This window comes from Pseudomonas sp. GLN_2 (assembly GCF_043106005.1).
In the GTDB taxonomy this organism is placed as follows: domain Bacteria; phylum Pseudomonadota; class Gammaproteobacteria; order Pseudomonadales; family Pseudomonadaceae; genus Aquipseudomonas; species Aquipseudomonas alloputida.
Genome location: NZ_JBICMC010000074.1, coordinates 22,742 through 39,030, shown reverse-complemented (window position 1 = coordinate 39,030; position 16,289 = coordinate 22,742). Strand labels below are relative to the sequence as shown.

At 62.6% G+C, this 16,289-nt stretch carries 12 protein-coding genes; 6 read left to right on the top strand and 6 right to left on the bottom strand.

Annotated features, from left to right (window positions below):
- Nucleotides 1–94 precede the first annotated feature (94 nt).
- Together ACF8Q6_RS16575 and pncB are read left to right on the top strand one after the other, a co-directional pair.
- A complete protein-coding gene (locus tag ACF8Q6_RS16575; RefSeq protein ID WP_392491181.1) occupies nt 95–745 on the top strand; it encodes a nicotinamidase in 651 nt (216 codons plus the stop codon).
- Nucleotides 742–1,941, top strand: a complete 1,200-nt coding sequence (gene pncB, locus ACF8Q6_RS16570; protein WP_392491180.1) for a nicotinate phosphoribosyltransferase — start codon at nt 742–744, stop codon at nt 1,939–1,941. The genes ACF8Q6_RS16575 and pncB overlap by 4 nt, the downstream gene beginning before the upstream one ends.
- Before the next feature lie 91 nt (nt 1,942–2,032).
- Here pncB and ACF8Q6_RS16565 read toward each other — a convergent pair whose 3' ends face one another.
- Nucleotides 2,033–2,917 (bottom strand): LysR family transcriptional regulator, encoded by an 885-nt coding sequence (locus tag ACF8Q6_RS16565; RefSeq protein WP_392491179.1) that lies wholly within the window; start codon nt 2,915–2,917, stop codon nt 2,033–2,035.
- Nucleotides 2,918–3,029: 112 nt separating this feature from the next.
- On the opposite strand from ACF8Q6_RS16565, the gene ACF8Q6_RS16560 reads away from it, so the two are divergent.
- Both ACF8Q6_RS16560 and ppnN read left to right on the top strand, forming a co-directional pair.
- Nucleotides 3,030–4,091 (top strand): YeiH family protein, encoded by a 1,062-nt coding sequence (locus tag ACF8Q6_RS16560; protein WP_019751092.1) that lies wholly within the window; start codon nt 3,030–3,032, stop codon nt 4,089–4,091.
- A 213-nt stretch (nt 4,092–4,304) separates the two neighbouring features.
- Nucleotides 4,305–5,678, top strand: a complete 1,374-nt coding sequence (ppnN, locus tag ACF8Q6_RS16555) for a nucleotide 5'-monophosphate nucleosidase PpnN (protein WP_003256095.1) — start codon at nt 4,305–4,307, stop codon at nt 5,676–5,678.
- A 121-nt stretch (nt 5,679–5,799) separates the two neighbouring features.
- Here ppnN and ACF8Q6_RS16550 read toward each other — a convergent pair whose 3' ends face one another.
- On the bottom strand, nt 5,800–6,945 hold the full coding sequence (locus ACF8Q6_RS16550; protein WP_143493915.1) for a GGDEF domain-containing protein: 1,146 nt from the start codon (nt 6,943–6,945) through the stop codon (nt 5,800–5,802).
- A gap of 233 nt (nt 6,946–7,178) precedes the next feature.
- Nucleotides 7,179–8,507, bottom strand: a complete 1,329-nt coding sequence (gene pssA / locus ACF8Q6_RS16545) for a CDP-diacylglycerol--serine O-phosphatidyltransferase (RefSeq protein ID WP_392490902.1) — start codon at nt 8,505–8,507, stop codon at nt 7,179–7,181.
- Nucleotides 8,508–8,688: 181 nt separating this feature from the next.
- On the opposite strand from pssA, the gene ACF8Q6_RS16540 reads away from it, so the two are divergent.
- On the top strand, nt 8,689–9,696 hold the full coding sequence (locus tag ACF8Q6_RS16540) for a GlxA family transcriptional regulator (RefSeq protein ID WP_392490903.1): 1,008 nt from the start codon (nt 8,689–8,691) through the stop codon (nt 9,694–9,696).
- Nucleotides 9,697–9,820: 124 nt separating this feature from the next.
- Here ACF8Q6_RS16540 and ACF8Q6_RS16535 read toward each other — a convergent pair whose 3' ends face one another.
- From ACF8Q6_RS16535 to katG, 3 genes are all read right to left on the bottom strand, one after another.
- Complete coding sequence (locus ACF8Q6_RS16535) at nt 9,821–11,155, bottom strand: MFS transporter (protein ID WP_336088558.1); 1,335 nt, start codon at nt 11,153–11,155, stop codon at nt 9,821–9,823.
- A gap of 162 nt (nt 11,156–11,317) precedes the next feature.
- Nucleotides 11,318–12,529, bottom strand: coding sequence for a M24 family metallopeptidase (locus ACF8Q6_RS16530; RefSeq protein ID WP_392490710.1), 1,212 nt, complete (start codon nt 12,527–12,529; stop codon nt 11,318–11,320).
- Nucleotides 12,530–12,688: 159 nt separating this feature from the next.
- Nucleotides 12,689–14,944 (bottom strand): catalase/peroxidase HPI, encoded by a 2,256-nt coding sequence (gene katG, locus ACF8Q6_RS16525; protein ID WP_392490709.1) that lies wholly within the window; start codon nt 14,942–14,944, stop codon nt 12,689–12,691.
- Nucleotides 14,945–15,330: 386 nt separating this feature from the next.
- Between katG and ACF8Q6_RS16520 the strand changes: the two genes are divergently transcribed.
- Nucleotides 15,331–16,236, top strand: coding sequence for a LysR family transcriptional regulator (locus ACF8Q6_RS16520; RefSeq protein ID WP_012051988.1), 906 nt, complete (start codon nt 15,331–15,333; stop codon nt 16,234–16,236).
- Nucleotides 16,237–16,289 lie beyond the last annotated feature (53 nt).

The window sequence follows — 16,289 nt, the reverse complement described above, 5'->3', positions numbered from 1 at the left end:
ATAAATAAAGCAACCATAAATTCCGCAATAAAAGCGACTTGACATACATAATACACCAGGTGAATTATATAGGCATTCCAGCAAGGAGAACGCCATGAAGATCGCCAGTTTTGATGTCGACGCGCAGAACGGTTTCACCAGCAACGCGGCGCAGGAGCTGCCCGTACCCGAAGGCGATGAAATTGCCCCCGACCTGAACGCCATGGCCCTGCGTGCCGACCTGCGCCTGGGCAGCAAGGACGCCCACCCGGCCAATGCTGCCTGGGTGGTTGCCGACCCCGCGCACATGCTGCGGCCCCTGCAACTGACCAACGCCGACCTCACCTGGGTCAGCCACTGCGTCCCAGGCACCCTGGGCTTCGAGCTGCTACCCGGCCTGCCCGCCCCGATCGATTACGACTATTTCGTGTGGAAGGGTGTCGAACCCGACCTGCACCCCTACGGCGCCTGCTACCACGACCTGGCCGAGCGCCGTTCTACCGGTGTGATCGAGTACCTCAAGGTGCAGCAAGTAGACGCGGTGATCGTCGGTGGCCTGGCCTTGGACTACTGCGTCAAGACCACCGCCCGCCAGCTGCGCCAGGCGGGCTTCCAGGTGTTGCTTTACCTGCCGGCCTGCCGCGCACTCACCCAGGCAGGTGCCATCGAAGCCTGTGGCGCCTTGGCGGCGGAGGGTGTGATCCTTTGCGGTGATGAAGCGGCGCTCGACCACCAGCTTGCCCTGATCAAGGAAAAACGCCCATGAGCGAGAGTGTTTTCGGACCACGCATCATCCAGAACCTGCTGGACACCGACTTCTACAAAATCACCATGATGCAGGCGGTGCTGCACAACTACCCCAATGCCGAAGTGGAATGGGAGTTCCGTTGCCGCAATGGGGAGGACCTGTCCCCTTACCTGGCAGAGATCCGCTACCAGATAGAGCAACTGGCCGAGGTCACGGTCACGCACGATCAATTGGCCTATCTGGAGAAGTTCCCGTTTCTGAAACCCGACTTCATCCGCTTTCTCAACCTGTTCCGTTTCAACTTGCGCTATGTCCAGGTTGGCCTGGATGACGCCGGGCAACTGGCTATCCGGGTGCGTGGGCCGTGGCTGCACGTGATCCTTTATGAAATTCCGCTGCTGGCGATCATCAGCGAGGTGCGCAACCGCTATCGTTATCGCCAGGTGGTGATCGAGCAGGTCGGCGAGCGCCTTTATCAAAAGCTCGACTGGCTGAAGGCCGAGGCCAGTGCCGATGAGCTGGCCGGTTTCCAACTGGCCGACTTCGGTACCCGACGGCGCTTCTCCTACCGGGTGCAGGAAGAGGTGGTGCACATCCTCAAGCATGATTTTCCCGGACGATTCGTCGGTACCAGCAATGTGCACCTGGCGCGCGAATTTGAGATCAAACCGCTTGGGACCATGGCGCACGAATGGTTCATGGCCCACCAGCAGCTCGGCCCGCGCCTGGTCGATAGCCAGGCTGCTGCGCTGGAATGCTGGGTGCGGGAGTATAGGGGGTTGTTGGGTATCGCCTTGACAGACTGTATCACCATGGACGCCTTCCTGGCTGATTTCGACTTGTACTTCACCAAGCTGTTCGATGGCCTCCGGCATGACTCGGGCGACCCGCTGGCCTGGGCGGAAAAGGCTATTGCCCACTACCAGCGGCTTGGGATCGACCCGAAAAGCAAGACACTGATTTTTTCCGATGGGCTGGACTTTGCCAAGGCGCTGGGGCTGTATCGGGCGCTGCATGAGCGAGTCAATGTGAGCTTTGGTATCGGTACCCGGCTGACTTGCGATATCCCGGGGGTGGAGCCGATGAACATCGTGATCAAGATGACCGACTGCAATGGGGCGCCTGTAGCGAAAATTTCCGACAGCCCAGGCAAGACACAGTGCCGGGATGAGAATTTTGTGGCTTATATGAAGCATGTTTTCAGGCTGGTGTGAGGGCGCCTGTGCTGGCCTATTCGCGGGTAAACCCGCTCCTACGGGGCCCGCTCCGCCCTATTAGGGCTGATCCGCGAAGAGGCCAGTACAGTCAACCTACCTCCTGCATATCCACACACAACTCAAGAAACCGAGCCGCCGCCCGAGACGGCGTGGCCGCATGCGGCATCAGTATGGAAAATCGCCGCACCAACCTCGGCCCTAACTGCAGCCGGTGCAGCGCCCCATCTTCATGACGAATGGACATCGCCGACACAAAGCCAACCCCCATCCCGGCCCGGACCGCCTCCTTTACCCCTTCAACGCCAGCGATCTCCAGCGCCACACGCATCGCCACGCCATCACGGGCAAACGCCCGCTCGACGATCTGCCGCACACCCGAGCCGCTTTCACGCAGTACCAAGGGGTAGGTGCCGAGCGCCGCCAGTGTCTGCTGGTCACTGCTTGCCAGGGGATGCCCGCGGGGCACAATCGCCACGATCTCGTCCTCGCGCCACGGCGTCACTTGCGTACCCAACGGCAACTCCTGCCCGGGCGGCCCCTCGATCAGGGCAATATCAACACTGTCCAGGGCGGCGACGATCTCCGCCGTGTTGCCATGCGAGGTGCTGACCAGCACATCCGGATGACGCCCGTGAAAATCGGCGATCAGGTAAGGCAGCAGGTAACTGGCGGGCGTGGTACTGGCGCCGATGCGCAAGGTGCCGCGCTCCAGCCCGCGCATGGCCTCGCGCAATGCTTGGGCCTGGCGGAAGGTTTCGCGCAGGCGCTCGGCATGCGCCAGCAACTGCTCACCGGCCGCTGTCAGCCGCACGCCGCGGCCGGCACGTTGGTAAAGGGGTTCGCCAAACGCCTCTTGCAAGAGCTTGAGCTGGCCGGACACCGCCGGCTGCGACAGATGCAGGGATTGAGCGGCATGGCTGATGTTGCCGTGCTCGGCAACCGTGGCAAATGTTATCAGCTGTTCTGGGGTCATGATTCAAAAATATCAGCTAAACGGATATTTGCCATCCTAAATTACGATTTTTTATAAGCTTATAACCAGATTAACGTAGGCCTTGTCGAAACACCTTTTCCGGAGGACTCACATGGCCACGGTTCCGTCCAACCCTGCCTTTGCCCCTACCCTCTCCACCCGAGGGCGGCTCAATGGCATTCTTTTCGTCGCGCTGTTCGCGGTCGCAGTCACTCAACTGGCGGCCCTGCCCGCTATTGCCAACCTGGGCATCAGCCCGCTGATCGTGGGTATCGTCGCAGGTGCCTTGTATGGCAACGCGTTGCGTGACGGCGTACCGGCAAGCTGGGCGGCAGGCATCAATTTTTCCGCACGCGGCCTGTTACGCATTGCTGTGGCATTTTTTGGCCTGCGGGTAAGCCTGCAGGAAATTGCCGAAGTCGGCTGGTCGGGGCTTATCGTGTCGGTGCTGGTAGTCACCAGTACCCTGCTGATCGGCCTGTGGTGTGGCATGAAAGTGTTCAAGCTCGACCGCGATACCGCCTTGCTCACCGCCGCCGGCAGCGCTATCTGCGGCGCTGCCGCCGTGCTGGCATTTGAATCGGCGCTGCGCAGCGCCCCCCATAAAAGCGCCATGGCAGTCGGAAGCGTGGTGCTGTTCGGTACCTTGTCGATGTTCCTTTACCCACTGGCGATCAATGCCGGCTGGCTGCATCTGGATACCATGGGCGCCGGGCTGTTGCTGGGCGGCACTGTCCACGAAGTGGCGCAGGTGGTAGGCGCGGCCAGCAATGTCAGCCCCGAAGCCACGCATGTCGCCACCATCGTCAAGATGACCCGGGTCATGCTGCTGGTGCCGGTACTGCTGGTGGTGGGCCTGTGGATCAGCCGTTCGCGCAAGCCTGGCCAGGCGCAGGGCAACGGGCGCATTGCCATGCCCTGGTTCGCTTTTGGCTTCCTGGCACTGGTACTGGTGAATTCACTGCAAGTGCTGCCTGGCAGCGTGACCCAGGCGGTGAACAGCCTGGACACCTTTGCCTTGACCATGGCCATGACGGCGTTGGGCATGGAGACCCGCTTCAGCCAGATTCGCCAGGCCGGGCCACGGGCGCTGGCGACAGGGGCAATCCTCAACCTGTGGCTGGTTGGCGGGGGGTTGGCGATTACCCTGGGGGTGCAGAAGCTGTTGGGCTGACGGGAGACCGAGTCGGCTGCTTCGCGGGTAAACCCGCTCCTACACAGGTCTGCACCGCCATCAAGGCTTGCGCCGTACCTGTATAGGAGCGGGTTTACTCGCGAAGCAGGCCCGCCGGTCTCAAGGTTTTTCGCAGCCCCCCTCGTTGCCGTCCACATTTCTCGGTATGGTGGTGTCAAAGAAGGATGTTTTACCCGCACAGGAAAGACTTAGATGCCTCAACGCCATGTCATCAATGCATCCGTCAGCCCCAAAGGCAGCCTGGAGACGCTGTCACAACGTGAAGTGCAGCAACTGAGTGAAGTCGGTACCGGTAGCCTTTACACACTGTTCCGCCAGTGCGCCCTGGCAATCCTCAACACTGGCGCCCATGTTGACAATGCCAAGACTATCCTTGAGGCCTACAAAGACTTCGAGGTGCGTATCCACCAACAGGACCGCGGCGTGCGCCTGGAGCTGCTGAACGCCCCGGCCGACGCCTTCGTCGATGGCGAAATGATCGCCAGCACCCGTGAAATGCTGTTCAGCGCCTTGCGCGACATCGTCTACACCGAAAGCGAGCTGGCCAGCCAGCGCATCGACCTGGAAAGCTCCCAGGGCATCACCGACTACGTTTTCCACCTGCTGCGCAACGCGCGTACCTTGCGCCCGGGCGTGGAGCCGAAGATGGTGGTGTGTTGGGGCGGCCACTCGATCAGCACCGAGGAATACCAGTACACCAAGAAGGTCGGCCACGAACTGGGCCTGCGCAAGCTGGATGTCTGCACCGGCTGCGGCCCGGGTGTGATGAAAGGCCCGATGAAGGGCGCCACCATCGCCCACGCCAAGCAACGCATGCATGGCAGCCGCTACCTGGGCCTGACCGAGCCTGGCATCATCGCCGCCGAGGCGCCCAACCCGATCGTCAACGAACTGGTGATCCTGCCAGACATCGAGAAGCGCCTGGAGGCCTTCGTGCGTGTCGGTCACGGCATCATCATCTTCCCGGGCGGTGCCGGCACGGCGGAGGAGTTCCTGTACCTGCTGGGCATCCTCATGCACCCGGACAACCACGACCTGCCGTTCCCGGTGGTGCTCACCGGCCCGCGCAGCGCCGAGCCTTATCTGCAACAGTTGCACGCTTTCGTCGGCGCCACGCTGGGTGAAGCGGCACATCGCCTGTACGAAATCATCATTGATGACCCGGCGGAAGTCGCCCGGCACATGGTCGAAGGCCTCAAAGCGGTCAAGCAGTTCCGCCGCGAGCGCAACGATGCCTTCCACTTCAACTGGCTGCTGAAGATCGAGGAGAGCTTCCAGCGACCGTTCGACCCGACCCACCAGGCCATGGCCGACCTGGACTTGCGTCGTGAGCTGCCGCCCCATGAACTGGCGGCCAACCTGCGCCGGGCGTTTTCCGGGATTGTCGCAGGCAACGTCAAGGACAAAGGCATCCGCCTGATCGAGGAACACGGGCCGTATCAGATCCACGGTGACAGCGCCGTACTGGACCCGCTGGGCCGGCTGCTGCAGGCATTTGTCGACCAGCACCGGATGAAGCTGCCCGGCGGCGCGGCGTATGTACCGTGCTATCAGGTGGCAACCTGACCACGCTGCTTTGCTGATGACGGGCATGGATGCCCGTCAAACGCGGGGGCCGGATGACGGGAGCGTCTGTACGGATCACCCACATGGGTTACATGAGAGCTCACCCACCTAGGTGATTCGCTCACTGCCGGAGTTCAACCACCGTCCGCTCGAAAAACCGAATGCTGTCGCGCCCCCCACGTTTGGACTGGTACAACGCCACATCCCCCTGCTCGATCAACGCCGCCAGGCTCGCCGGCGGCTGATCGAACACGTTGGCACCAATGCTCAAGGTCACCGCCTGGGGCGTAGGCACCGTCTTGTCGGCGTACTGCTGGAACTGCTCACGCAGCCCACTACCCAGTTCCATGACCCGTTCACTGCTCGCGCCACTGAGCAAGATGACGAATTCATCCCCGCCCAATCGCGCCGCCAGCGAGCGCTCGGGCAGCGCCGTACGAATCATCTCGCTCAAGGCAATCAGCAAACGGTCGCCGGCGATATGCCCGTGCAGGTCGTTGACCAGTTTGAAGTTGTCGATGTCGATCAGTAGCAATGCCCCAGGTTGCGCCGGGCTCACGTCCTTGAAGAAATGCCCCGCCCTCACCTCCAGTGCACGCCGGTTGTAAAGCGCAGTCAGCGGGTCACGGGCTGCCAGCCGGGCAATCCGCTCTTCACGCCGGTAACGTACGGTGCCGGTCATCGACAAGGCAATCAGCATGATCGCCATCGCGCCTTCCACCAGCGAAACCTGAATGATCAGCCCGCCAAAGGTCGCCAGGTCAATCAGCGTGCCTGGCGTGATCGCGATGGCCGCCTTGGCCACATAGAACAGCCCATGGATCAGCAACACATAGCGCAGCTGCACGGCCCCGACACTCAGGGATTTGCCATGTGGCCGCAGCAGGAAACTGGCCTTGAGCGTCAGCGAGGCCACCAATAATGAGTTGACCATCAGCATCACCTTCGACCACTGCGGGCCCACAGGCAGCAGCAGCAAGGCGAACCAGACCAGCACAATCAACAGCCAGGCACGTGACAAGCGCTCCTGGGTGAAGCGCAGCACGCCGATCAGGAAAAAAACGTGGGCCACCACCAGCAAGCCATTGGCGAACCAGATACCGATGAACAGCAAGCCGATCCCGCGCAACAATGCCAGAGTGCTACCAACCGTAATCGTGGCGAAACCCGCACTCCAGTAAAGCAACGAGGGTTCGCGCACACTCCGCCATTCAATCGCCAAATACAAGGCGGCCGCAGCGGCCAAAGCGACTGTAATAGTCAGCATCGTGGGTGGATCTAATGCCATATACGCATTGGCCTGTCTGGTTAACGGGAAAAGGCCCGACTGTCTGCGACCGTGATCACGTTTCAGAGGGGCCTTGCAGTGTTGCCTGCACATTGTAATCCAGCCCCTGACAAAGGGCCGTGGGCAGCAATATCATAATGACATCAATGCGCGGTGCGCACCACTCTGACCCTGTCGCTGGCTCGCTGGCGACAGGGCCCGTACAGGCGATGTCAGAGCACCCGCTTGATCAACGGTTCCAACCGGCTATAGCGCAACCGACGCAGAAACTTGCGCACTTGCTTGGGATGTTCCGCCTTCTCCCCCAGCGCCTCTGCCGAACCGATTCTCGGCGCAAAGCGCCGCAGTTCGCTCAACTCCGCTTCCCGTGGCGCCAGCCATTGCCCCTGCGGGTCGTCGATCAGCAGGCCGTTCTCCAGGTCCAGGTTGAACCCGCGCGGGTTCAGGTTGTTGCCGGTCAGCAGCGAATAACGCTGATCGATCCACACACCCTTGGCATGGAAGGTATGCCCCGGGTCGTTCCAGATGCGTACTTGCAGCTGGCCACTGGCAATCGCGGCGTGGCGGCGGCGGGCAAAGGCGCGCAGGTTGTCCTCATACAGATAGGGCAATGCACCACTGGCACTGAACGGCTCGCCAGGGGCGATGTAGAAGTCGTTGGCGGTGCGGTCACCGACAATCAGTTCCACCCCAACCCCCCGTGCCAGGGCATGGTCAAGTTCGCGCATCACGACCTGCGGCGGGTTGAAATACGGCGTACTGATGATGATCTGCGTGCGCGCCACTGCCAGCAAGGCGCACAGCGCCCGGTTCAGTGGATTGCCACGGCCCACACCCAGCAGCGGGATCACCTGCAGGCCCTGCCCCGTCACGCTGGCCGGTACCTCGTAGGCCATGCGCCGCAGCCGTGCGCGCAAACGCCGAATGTCACCGCGCAAACTGCGGGTAGAAGGTGGCGCCGGCAGGTCGAGGCGCGGCGTGGCGGTATGGTGCAGCAAACGCTGAACCAGGCCGACCATGGCATCAGCCAGTGCCGGTGACTGGAACAGGTGGTAGCGATCCAGGCGATAGCGATCGAAACGATGCAGGTAGACGTTGTTCAGACTGGCGCCGGTGTAGATCACGCAATCGTCGATGATGCTGCCTTTGAGGTGCAGCACCCCGAACAGTTCGCGGGTCTGCACTGGCACGCCATGAATCGCGATGTCCAGCCCGCGCAACTGACGCTGGGCCTGATACCAGGCGGCATTGCCCGGCTGACGCCCGGCCCCCAGCAGCCCGCGCCTGGCGCGGAACCAGTCGACCACGATGGTGATCTCCAGGCCTGGCCGCTCGGCCTTGGCCTGGTACAAGGCATCCAGGACTTCCTGGCCAGCCTCATCCTCCTGCAGGTACAGCGCGACGATAACGATACGCCGAGTCGCCGTACGGATGCGCTCGAACAGGCAGGCGCGGTAAGCCCTGGCATCGGGCAGCACCTGGATCGCTTCGGGGGCCATGGCATAGCCTGGCAAGCCCGCCAGCATGTTTTCGGGGTTCACTGACGCTCACCTTCTCTGTGCAATCACTGTCGGCCCTGCCAGCCGGCGGGGCCATTCCTGGCCGCTGCATCCGGGGTGTATGATCGACCCGGCAACGACCCATAACAACAAGAACCGCGCGAGGCTCTGCTTTCTCACTGCCCCTGACCAACCAGGCCTCAGCTTGCACAGGAACAGCGCAATGGTCCACCCCGCTTCTGCAAACCTATCGCCGTCTAGTGTAAAGAATTGTTCGGCAAAGACCTTTGGCTTCCTGATTTTGCCCAATTTCACCACCATCGGCCTTGCGTCGGCGGTTGAGACCCTGCGCATGGCCAACCTGGCCGCGCGCAAGCCGCTGTATCGCAGTGTGCTGATCGCCGCAGACGAGGCGCCGGTGGTGGCCAGCAACGGCATGCGCGTACTGCCCGACTACAACATCGCCAACGCCCCCGCGCTGGATGCCTTGCTGGTGGTCGGCGCCAACCCGATCGACCGAAGCCGTAGCAACCGCCCATTGATCGACTGGTTGCGCCAACTGGCCCGCCAGCGCTTGCCGCTAGGCGGTATCTGCACCGGTAGCTACCTGTTGGCCAAGGCCGAATTGCTCAAGGGTTACCGCTGCACCATCCACTGGGAAGACCTGCCGACGTTGCAGGCACACTTCCCCGGTATTGTGATCTCCAGCCAGCTGTTCGAACTGGACCGCGACCGTTACACCTGCTCAGGCGGCGTGGCAGCCATGGACATGATGTTGCAACTGGTGGCCCGCGACACGGGCGGCCAGGACATCGCGGCCAAGGCCGCCGAGCTGTTGCTGTGCGACCGCGTACGCGGTGAGCGTGAGCGGCAGCGTGTGCCGCTGCGCACCCTGCTCGGCAGCGCCCAGCCCAAACTGAGCCAGGTGGTGGCGATCATGGAGGCCAATCTGGAGGAACCGCTGGGGCTGGAGGAACTGGCCAGCCTCAACGACGTGACCGTGCGCCAATTGGAGCGGCTGTTCCACAAGTACCTGCAGCGCACACCCAGCCAGTATTACCTGGAGCTGCGGCTGTCGCGGGCGCGGGAGTTACTGCTGCGCAGCGACGTGCAAGTGCGTGAGGTAGCGCTGGCCTGTGGCTTCAGTTCGCCTGCGCATTTTTCCAAGAGTTATAGCCGGTTCTTCGGGCTGTCGCCTTTAGGGGAGCGGCGCCAGGCCTCTCTCCACTGACTTGGGTCAGGTATTGGCATTGCTGGCCTCTTCGCGGGTAAACCCGCGCCTACACGCACATCGGTGGTCCGCCACAGGCCGTTGTAGGAGCGGGCTTGCCCGCGAAGAGGCCAGTGCAGGTCAACTAATCTTCAAGGGCCCCGTGCGCCGTCTCCCGACACATCAGCATGGCCACCAGCGCCACCAGTGCTGCCGCCAGCAAGTATCCTGCCGGAGCCAGCTTGCTGCCCGTCACCTGAATCAGCCAGGTGGCAATGAACGGCGCAGTCCCGCCAAACAGCGAATTGGCCACATTGAAGCTCAGGGCAAAGCCGCTGAAGCGCACCCGGGTCGGAAAGATTTCGGCCAGCAGGCACGGCAAGGTCCCATCGTTCATCGCCAGCATCGCACCGAAAAGGATCTGGATGGCCAGAATCACCAGCAGCGGCTGGCCGTCCAGCAGGCGAAACAACGGCACGGTCAACCCCAGGAACAACAGCGAGGCCACCACCAGCATGGTCTTGCGACCAAACTGGTCGGACAGCCGCCCCATCAGGAAGATCAAGCCGATATAGGTGGCCAGCGACACCGTCGAGGCGATGAACGAATCCCGCTCGCTCATGCCCATTTCACTGGACAGGTAGGTCGGCATGTAACTGAGCAACAGGTAGAACGCAACCGCATTCAGGCAGGTGACACCCATGCCGATCGCCAGACTGCGCCGGTGCTGGCCCAGCAGTTCGCGCAGCGGCGTCGTGGCCATGCCGGCCTTGGTTTCCAGGCGCTGCTCCATCTCCAGGAACTTGGGCGTGTCCTGCAAGCTCATGCGGATATAGCGCCCTACCAGGCCGAACGGCGCCGCCAGCAGGAACGGCAGGCGCCAGCCCCACTCATGCAGGGCTTCACTGCTGAGCAGCTCATGCAGCACCGCAACGAACGCCGCACCGAACAACAACCCCGCCGCCGTGCTGGCCGGCACGATGCTGGTGTACAAGCCACGCCGCCCAGGCGGCGCGTACTCGGCCAGGAACGCAGCGGCCCCGGCGTACTCACCCGAGGCGGAAAACCCCTGTACCAGGCGGATCAGCAACAGCAAGGCCGGCGCCCACAGCCCGATCTGCGCATAGCCCGGCAACAAGCCGATGCAGAAGGTGGATACCGACATGATCAGGATCGACCAGGACAACGCGTTGCGCCGACCGTGTCGGTCGCCGAAATGGCCCCAGACAATGCCGCCCAGCGGGCGTACCAGGAAAGACAACGCGAATACCGCGAAGGTAGCCAGCAGGCCGGTGGTCTTGTCAGTTTGCGGGAAGAAGGTGGCGGCGATGATGGTAGCCAGATAGCCGTAGGCGGCGTAGTCGAACCACTCGACGAAGTTGCCCATGAAGCTGGCCCGGGCGGCCTTGCGCAGCGCCTGGCGTTCGGCGTTGTGCGCGGGGCCGGCGATGGCGGATGGGTCTAGGGTGGTGCTGGACATGACGGGTACCCTCTGGTTCTTTTAATTGGAGGCAGGGTCTGGTGGTCATACGGGGATCTTGTTGTTGTCTGGGCCGGCCTTTTCGCGGGTGAACCCGCGCCTACGACAACGGTGAAATCCCCGTAGGAGCGGGCTTGCCCGCGGAGCAGCCGACGCCGATGCTTATTTGTGAATGATGTTGTGCTCCGGCCCATACGGGAACCTGGTGATGTTCTCGGCGCCGCTGTCGTTGACGATCAGGATGTCGTGCTCGCGATAACCGCCCGCCCCCGGTCGCCCTTCAGGCAGCATGATCATCGGCTCGATCGACACCACCATGCCCGGCTCCAGCACGGTATCGATGTCCTCGCGCAGCTCCAGCCCAGCCTCGCGGCCGTAGTAATGGCTGAGCGTGCCGAACGAATGGCCATACCCGAAGGTGCGGTACTGCAGCAGGTCGTGGCGCAGGAAGATCTCGTTCAGTTCGCGGGCGATATCGCTACAGCGCATGCCTGGGCGCACCAGTTGCAGCCCGGCTTCGTGCACTTCGACGTTGGCCTGCCACAGACGCAGGTACTCGTCCGGGCAGTGATCAAGGAACAGGGTGCGCTCCAGCGCGGTGTAGTAGCCGGCGATCATGGGGAAACAGTTGAGGCTGAGGATCTCGCCCTTGCCCACACGGCGGCTGGTGACCGGGTTGTGTGCGCCATCGGTGTTGAGCCCGGACTGGAACCAGGTCCAGGTGTCCATCAGCTCGGCGTCGGGGAAGCGTTTGGCAATTTCGCGCACCATCGCCTGGGTGGCATGCAGTGCCACCTCGTACTCGGGCACCTGCTCACGCAGGGCCTCGACCACTGCCGCCCCGCCGATGTCGGCCACCTGTGCACCGTGACGGATAAGCGCCTGCTCCTCGGCCGACTTGATCATGCGCATACGCATGCACGGCGCAGCGATGTCCACCAGCTCGGCCTTGGGGTAGCAGGCGGCGAATTTGCCGTGGTTCTGCAGGTTCAGGTGGTCGTACTCCACGCCGATGCGCGAGGCCAGCGGCAACGCCTGCTGGATGGCGACGAAATAGTTGTCGCGCTGCCAGTCGGTGTAGACGATGTTGTCAGTGCCCACCGTGCGCCGCCAGGGTTGCCCGCCGTCGATATTGGCGCTGATCGAGACCACCTTGTCCTGGGTGATCACCAGCGCATAAGGGCGGCCGAACGAGCAGTAAAGGAAATCGCTGTAATAGTTGACGTTGTGATACGAGGTGAAGATTGCCGCCTCAATGTCCTGCTCGGCCATATAGGCCCGCAGCCGGGCGTGGCGAGCAGCGTATTCCTGAGCGGAGAAGGTTGGTTGTACCTTGTCGCCATTGCGGATTTTCAGGGTCTTGGGCATTTGCATGGTCGGGGTTCCTTGTCGTTGTGAGCACGCTGTTCAGGCCGGCCGCCTGAGAAGCATTGCAACAGAACCGACGAGGACACTTTTGTATCTATCCGACCTGGAATTGGCGGGATAACCACTGGCCAAGGGGGCGCTGAGCGCGCCCCCCGCCAGGCAACGCTATTTCAAATCAAAGCGGTCAAGCTCCATGACCTTCTGCCAGGCGGCCACAAAGTCGCGGACAAACTTGTCACCCCCATCACTGCTGCCATACACCTCGCTCAACGCCCGCAACTGGGCATGCGAACCGAACACCAGATCGACCCGGCTACCGCTCCACTTCACCTGCCCGGTCTTGCGGTCGCGGCCTTCGAAGGTTTCGTTGTCCGCCGAGGTCGGTTTCCACTCCACGCTCATATCCAGCAAGTTGCGGAAGAAGTCGTTGCTCAGCGTCCCCGGCTTGTCGGTGAACACGCCGAGGTTGCTGCCACCATGGTTGGCACCGAGCACCCGCAGGCCACCGATCAGCACGGTCAGCTCCGGCGCGGTCAGGGTCAGCAACTGCGCCTTGTCCAGCAACAGTTTCTCGGCCTTGACGCTGTAGCGTGCCTTGGTGAAGTTGCGGAAGCCATCGGCCAGCGGTTCCAGCACGGCGAACGACTCGACGTCGGTCTGCTCCTGGGACGCATCGACTCGGCCCGGGCGGAACCCTACGCTGCCGCTGTAACCCGCATCCTTGGCAGCTTTTTCGACTGCCGCGGTACCGGCCAGCACGATCAGGTCGGCCAGGGAAACCTTTTTGCCGCCGTTGTTGAACTCGCCCTGGATCTTCTCCAATGCCGCCAGCACCTTGTCCACGCCCTGGTTTGCAGCCCAGTCCTTCTGTGGCGCCAAGCGCAAACGTGCGCCGTTGGCACCACCGCGCTTGTCGGAGCCGCGGAAGGTCGACGCGGATGCCCAGGCGGTGGAGACCAGTTCGCCCACGCTCAAACCCGAGGCCAGTATCCTGGACTTGAGGGTCGCGATGTCTTGCTCGCTGATCGTGGATGGGTCAGCCTTGGGCAACGGGTCTTGCCACAGCAACTCTTCATTGGGCATTTCCGGGCCCAGATAGCGCGCCAGCGGGCCCATGTCGCGGTGGATCAGCTTGTACCATGCACGGGCAAAAGCATCCGCCAGCTGGTCAGGGTTTTCTTTGAAGCGGCGAGCGATTGGCTCGTAAATGGGGTCGAAACGCAATGCCAGGTCGGAGGTCAACATAGACGGTGCGTGCTTTTTACCGGGATCGTGTGCATCGGGCACCGTGCCTGCGCCTTTGCCGTCTTTCGGCCGCCACTGGTGCGCGCCGGCCGGGCTTTTGGTCAGCTCCCACTCAAAGTCGAACAGGTTATTCAGGTACTCGTTGCCCCACCGGGTCGGGGTGGAGGTCCAGGTCACTTCCAGGCCGCTGGTGATGGTATCCCCGCCTTTGCCGGAGCCAAACGTGTTGTGCCAGCCCAGGCCCTGCATCTCCAGGCCTGCCGCTTCCGGCTCGGGGCCGACGTTGTCGGCGGGGCCGGCACCATGGGTCTTGCCGAACGCGTGACCACCGGCGATCAAGGCCACGGTTTCTTCATCGTTCATGGCCATGCGGCCAAAGGTTTCACGGATGTCCTTGCCCGAGGCCACGGGGTCGGGGTTACCTTCCGGGCCTTCCGGGTTCACGTAGATCAGGCCCATCTGCACGGCGGCCAGCGGGTTTTCCAGGTTACGCTCGGCCGACAGGTCGCGATTCTGCTCTTCACCATGCTTGGCCGGCTCGGCCACCAGGTCACCCTGCCCCGGCGGTTGCGCCTTGACCTGTTCCTTGCCGTAACGGGTATCGCCGCCCAACCAGACCTTTTCCGACCCCCAGTACACGTCTTCGTCCGGCTCCCACACATCGGCACGCCCGCCGGAGAAGCCGAAGGTCTTGAAGCCCATGGACTCGAGGGCAACATTACCGGTGAGTACGATCAGGTCGGCCCAGGAAATCTTGTTGCCGTATTTCTGCTTGATCGGCCACAGCAGGCGCCGGGCCTTGTCCAGGCTGACGTTGTCCGGCCAGCTGTTGAGCGGGGCGAAGCGTTGCTGGCCAGAGCCCGCACCACCGCGGCCATCACCAATGCGGTAGGTGCCCGCGCTGTGCCAGGCCATGCGGATGAACAGCGGGCCGTAGTGGCCAAAGTCGGCCGGCCACCAATCCTGCGAGTCGGTCATCAGGGCAGTCAGGTCTTTCTTCAGGGCCTGGAAGTCGAGGCTCTTGAACGCCTTGGCATAGTCGAAGTCCGGGTCGGGGCTGGACTTGGAGGAATGCTGGTGAAGAATTCTCAGGTTGAGCTGGTCAGGCCACCAGTCACGGTTGGTGGTGCCGCCACCTGCGGTTTGATGGAACGGGCATTTCGATTCGTTCGACATCTGCGGGTACCTTTGGGTCGGTTATCCAGATTTCCGGTCTATGCCAGTGTTCTTTCAGCCGAGCGGGTGGGCTCGTACTACCCCTCATCAGGTGTACACGGGGCTTGCGAAGCTGTCACGGCGGGGGGACACGGTCTTGCACGCAGGTGCTGACGCGCTGCCCTGTCGCGGAATTCGCGGGGCCACGTGAAAGACTAGCCGAGCTTGGGCAGAGTTCTAATAGAGTGGCTGTTGGAGCCTGATAGGCTGACTCTGTCAGGCGCAGGCCTGTATCGGCCTCATCGCGGTCAAGCCCGCGATAAGGCCGGCACATCCATACAAGGCACAGGGCCCTGCACCCTGCTTCAATACACAGCCATACCCTTTGCCCAGGACGCCGAGCCCTCATGAACCGCAATGACCTGCGCCGCGTCGACATGAACCTGCTGGTACTGTTCGAAGCCCTGATGATCGAACGCAACCTGACCCGCGTGGGTGAAAAGCTGTTTATCACCCAATCCACCGTCAGCGCCGCCCTCGCCCGCCTGCGCGAGCTGTTCGACGACCCGCTGCTGATCCGCAGCGGCCGGGCCATGGAACCCACCCCACGGGCCATGCAGATCTTTGCTGAACTGGGCCCGGCCATGGACGTGATTTCCGCCGCCATCAGCCGCGCCCGCGAGTTCGACCCGGCCAACAGCTGCAACGTGTTCCGCCTGGGCCTTTCTGACGATGCCGAGTTCGGCCTGTTTCCGGCCCTGCTGCAGGCCCTGCGTGAAGAAGCCCCCGCCATTAGCGTGGTAGTGCGGCGGGCCAATTTCCTGCTGATGCCGGGCCTTCTGGCCAGCGGCGAGATCTCGGTAGGTGTGAGCTATACCACCGACCTGCCGGCCACCGCCAAGCGCCGCAAGCTGCGCGACATCGGTGTACGGGTGCTGCGCGCCGACGACCGCCCGGGGCCGCTGACCCTCGACGAATACTGCGCCCGCCCGCACGTAATGGTGTCGTTTTCCGGTGACATGAGCGGCAACATCGACCTCGACCTGGCACGCATCGGTCGTTGCCGCAAGGTGGTGCTGGCGGTGCCCCAGTTCGGTAGCCTGCGCGCCCTGCTGCGCAACACCGAGCTGATCGCCACGGTGCCGGACTATGCCGCTTGTGCCCTCGCCGACGACGGCAGCCTGCGCGCCGACCCAGCGCCGTTCGACATCACCGAGGCCGAGCTGTCGATGGTCTGGAGCGGCGCCCAGGACAACGACCCCGCCGAGCGCTGGCTGCGCGACCGCATCCTGCAGTTCATGGCCACGCCGTGATGCCCGCTTCGCAGCACAACGCTATTGCTACCGGCCGTAAAGCCTGAAGTACG

Bases quoted from the DNA above. Each gene is read 5' to 3' on its own strand.
- ACF8Q6_RS16575 (WP_392491181.1), top strand. From the start codon at position 95: ATGAAGATCGCCAGTTTTGATGTCGACGCGCAGAACGGTTTCACCAGC.
- pncB (WP_392491180.1), top strand. From the start codon at position 742: ATGAGCGAGAGTGTTTTCGGACCACGCATCATCCAGAACCTGCTGGAC.
- ACF8Q6_RS16565 (WP_392491179.1), bottom strand. From the start codon at position 2,917: ATGACCCCAGAACAGCTGATAACATTTGCCACGGTTGCCGAGCACGGC.
- ACF8Q6_RS16560 (WP_019751092.1), top strand. From the start codon at position 3,030: ATGGCCACGGTTCCGTCCAACCCTGCCTTTGCCCCTACCCTCTCCACC.
- ppnN (WP_003256095.1), top strand. From the start codon at position 4,305: ATGCCTCAACGCCATGTCATCAATGCATCCGTCAGCCCCAAAGGCAGC.
- ACF8Q6_RS16550 (WP_143493915.1), bottom strand. From the start codon at position 6,945: ATGCTGACTATTACAGTCGCTTTGGCCGCTGCGGCCGCCTTGTATTTG.
- ACF8Q6_RS16540 (WP_392490903.1), top strand. From the start codon at position 8,689: ATGGTCCACCCCGCTTCTGCAAACCTATCGCCGTCTAGTGTAAAGAAT.
- ACF8Q6_RS16535 (WP_336088558.1), bottom strand. From the start codon at position 11,155: ATGTCCAGCACCACCCTAGACCCATCCGCCATCGCCGGCCCCGCGCAC.
- ACF8Q6_RS16530 (WP_392490710.1), bottom strand. From the start codon at position 12,529: ATGCAAATGCCCAAGACCCTGAAAATCCGCAATGGCGACAAGGTACAA.
- katG (WP_392490709.1), bottom strand. From the start codon at position 14,944: ATGTCGAACGAATCGAAATGCCCGTTCCATCAAACCGCAGGTGGCGGC.
- ACF8Q6_RS16520 (WP_012051988.1), top strand. From the start codon at position 15,331: ATGAACCGCAATGACCTGCGCCGCGTCGACATGAACCTGCTGGTACTG.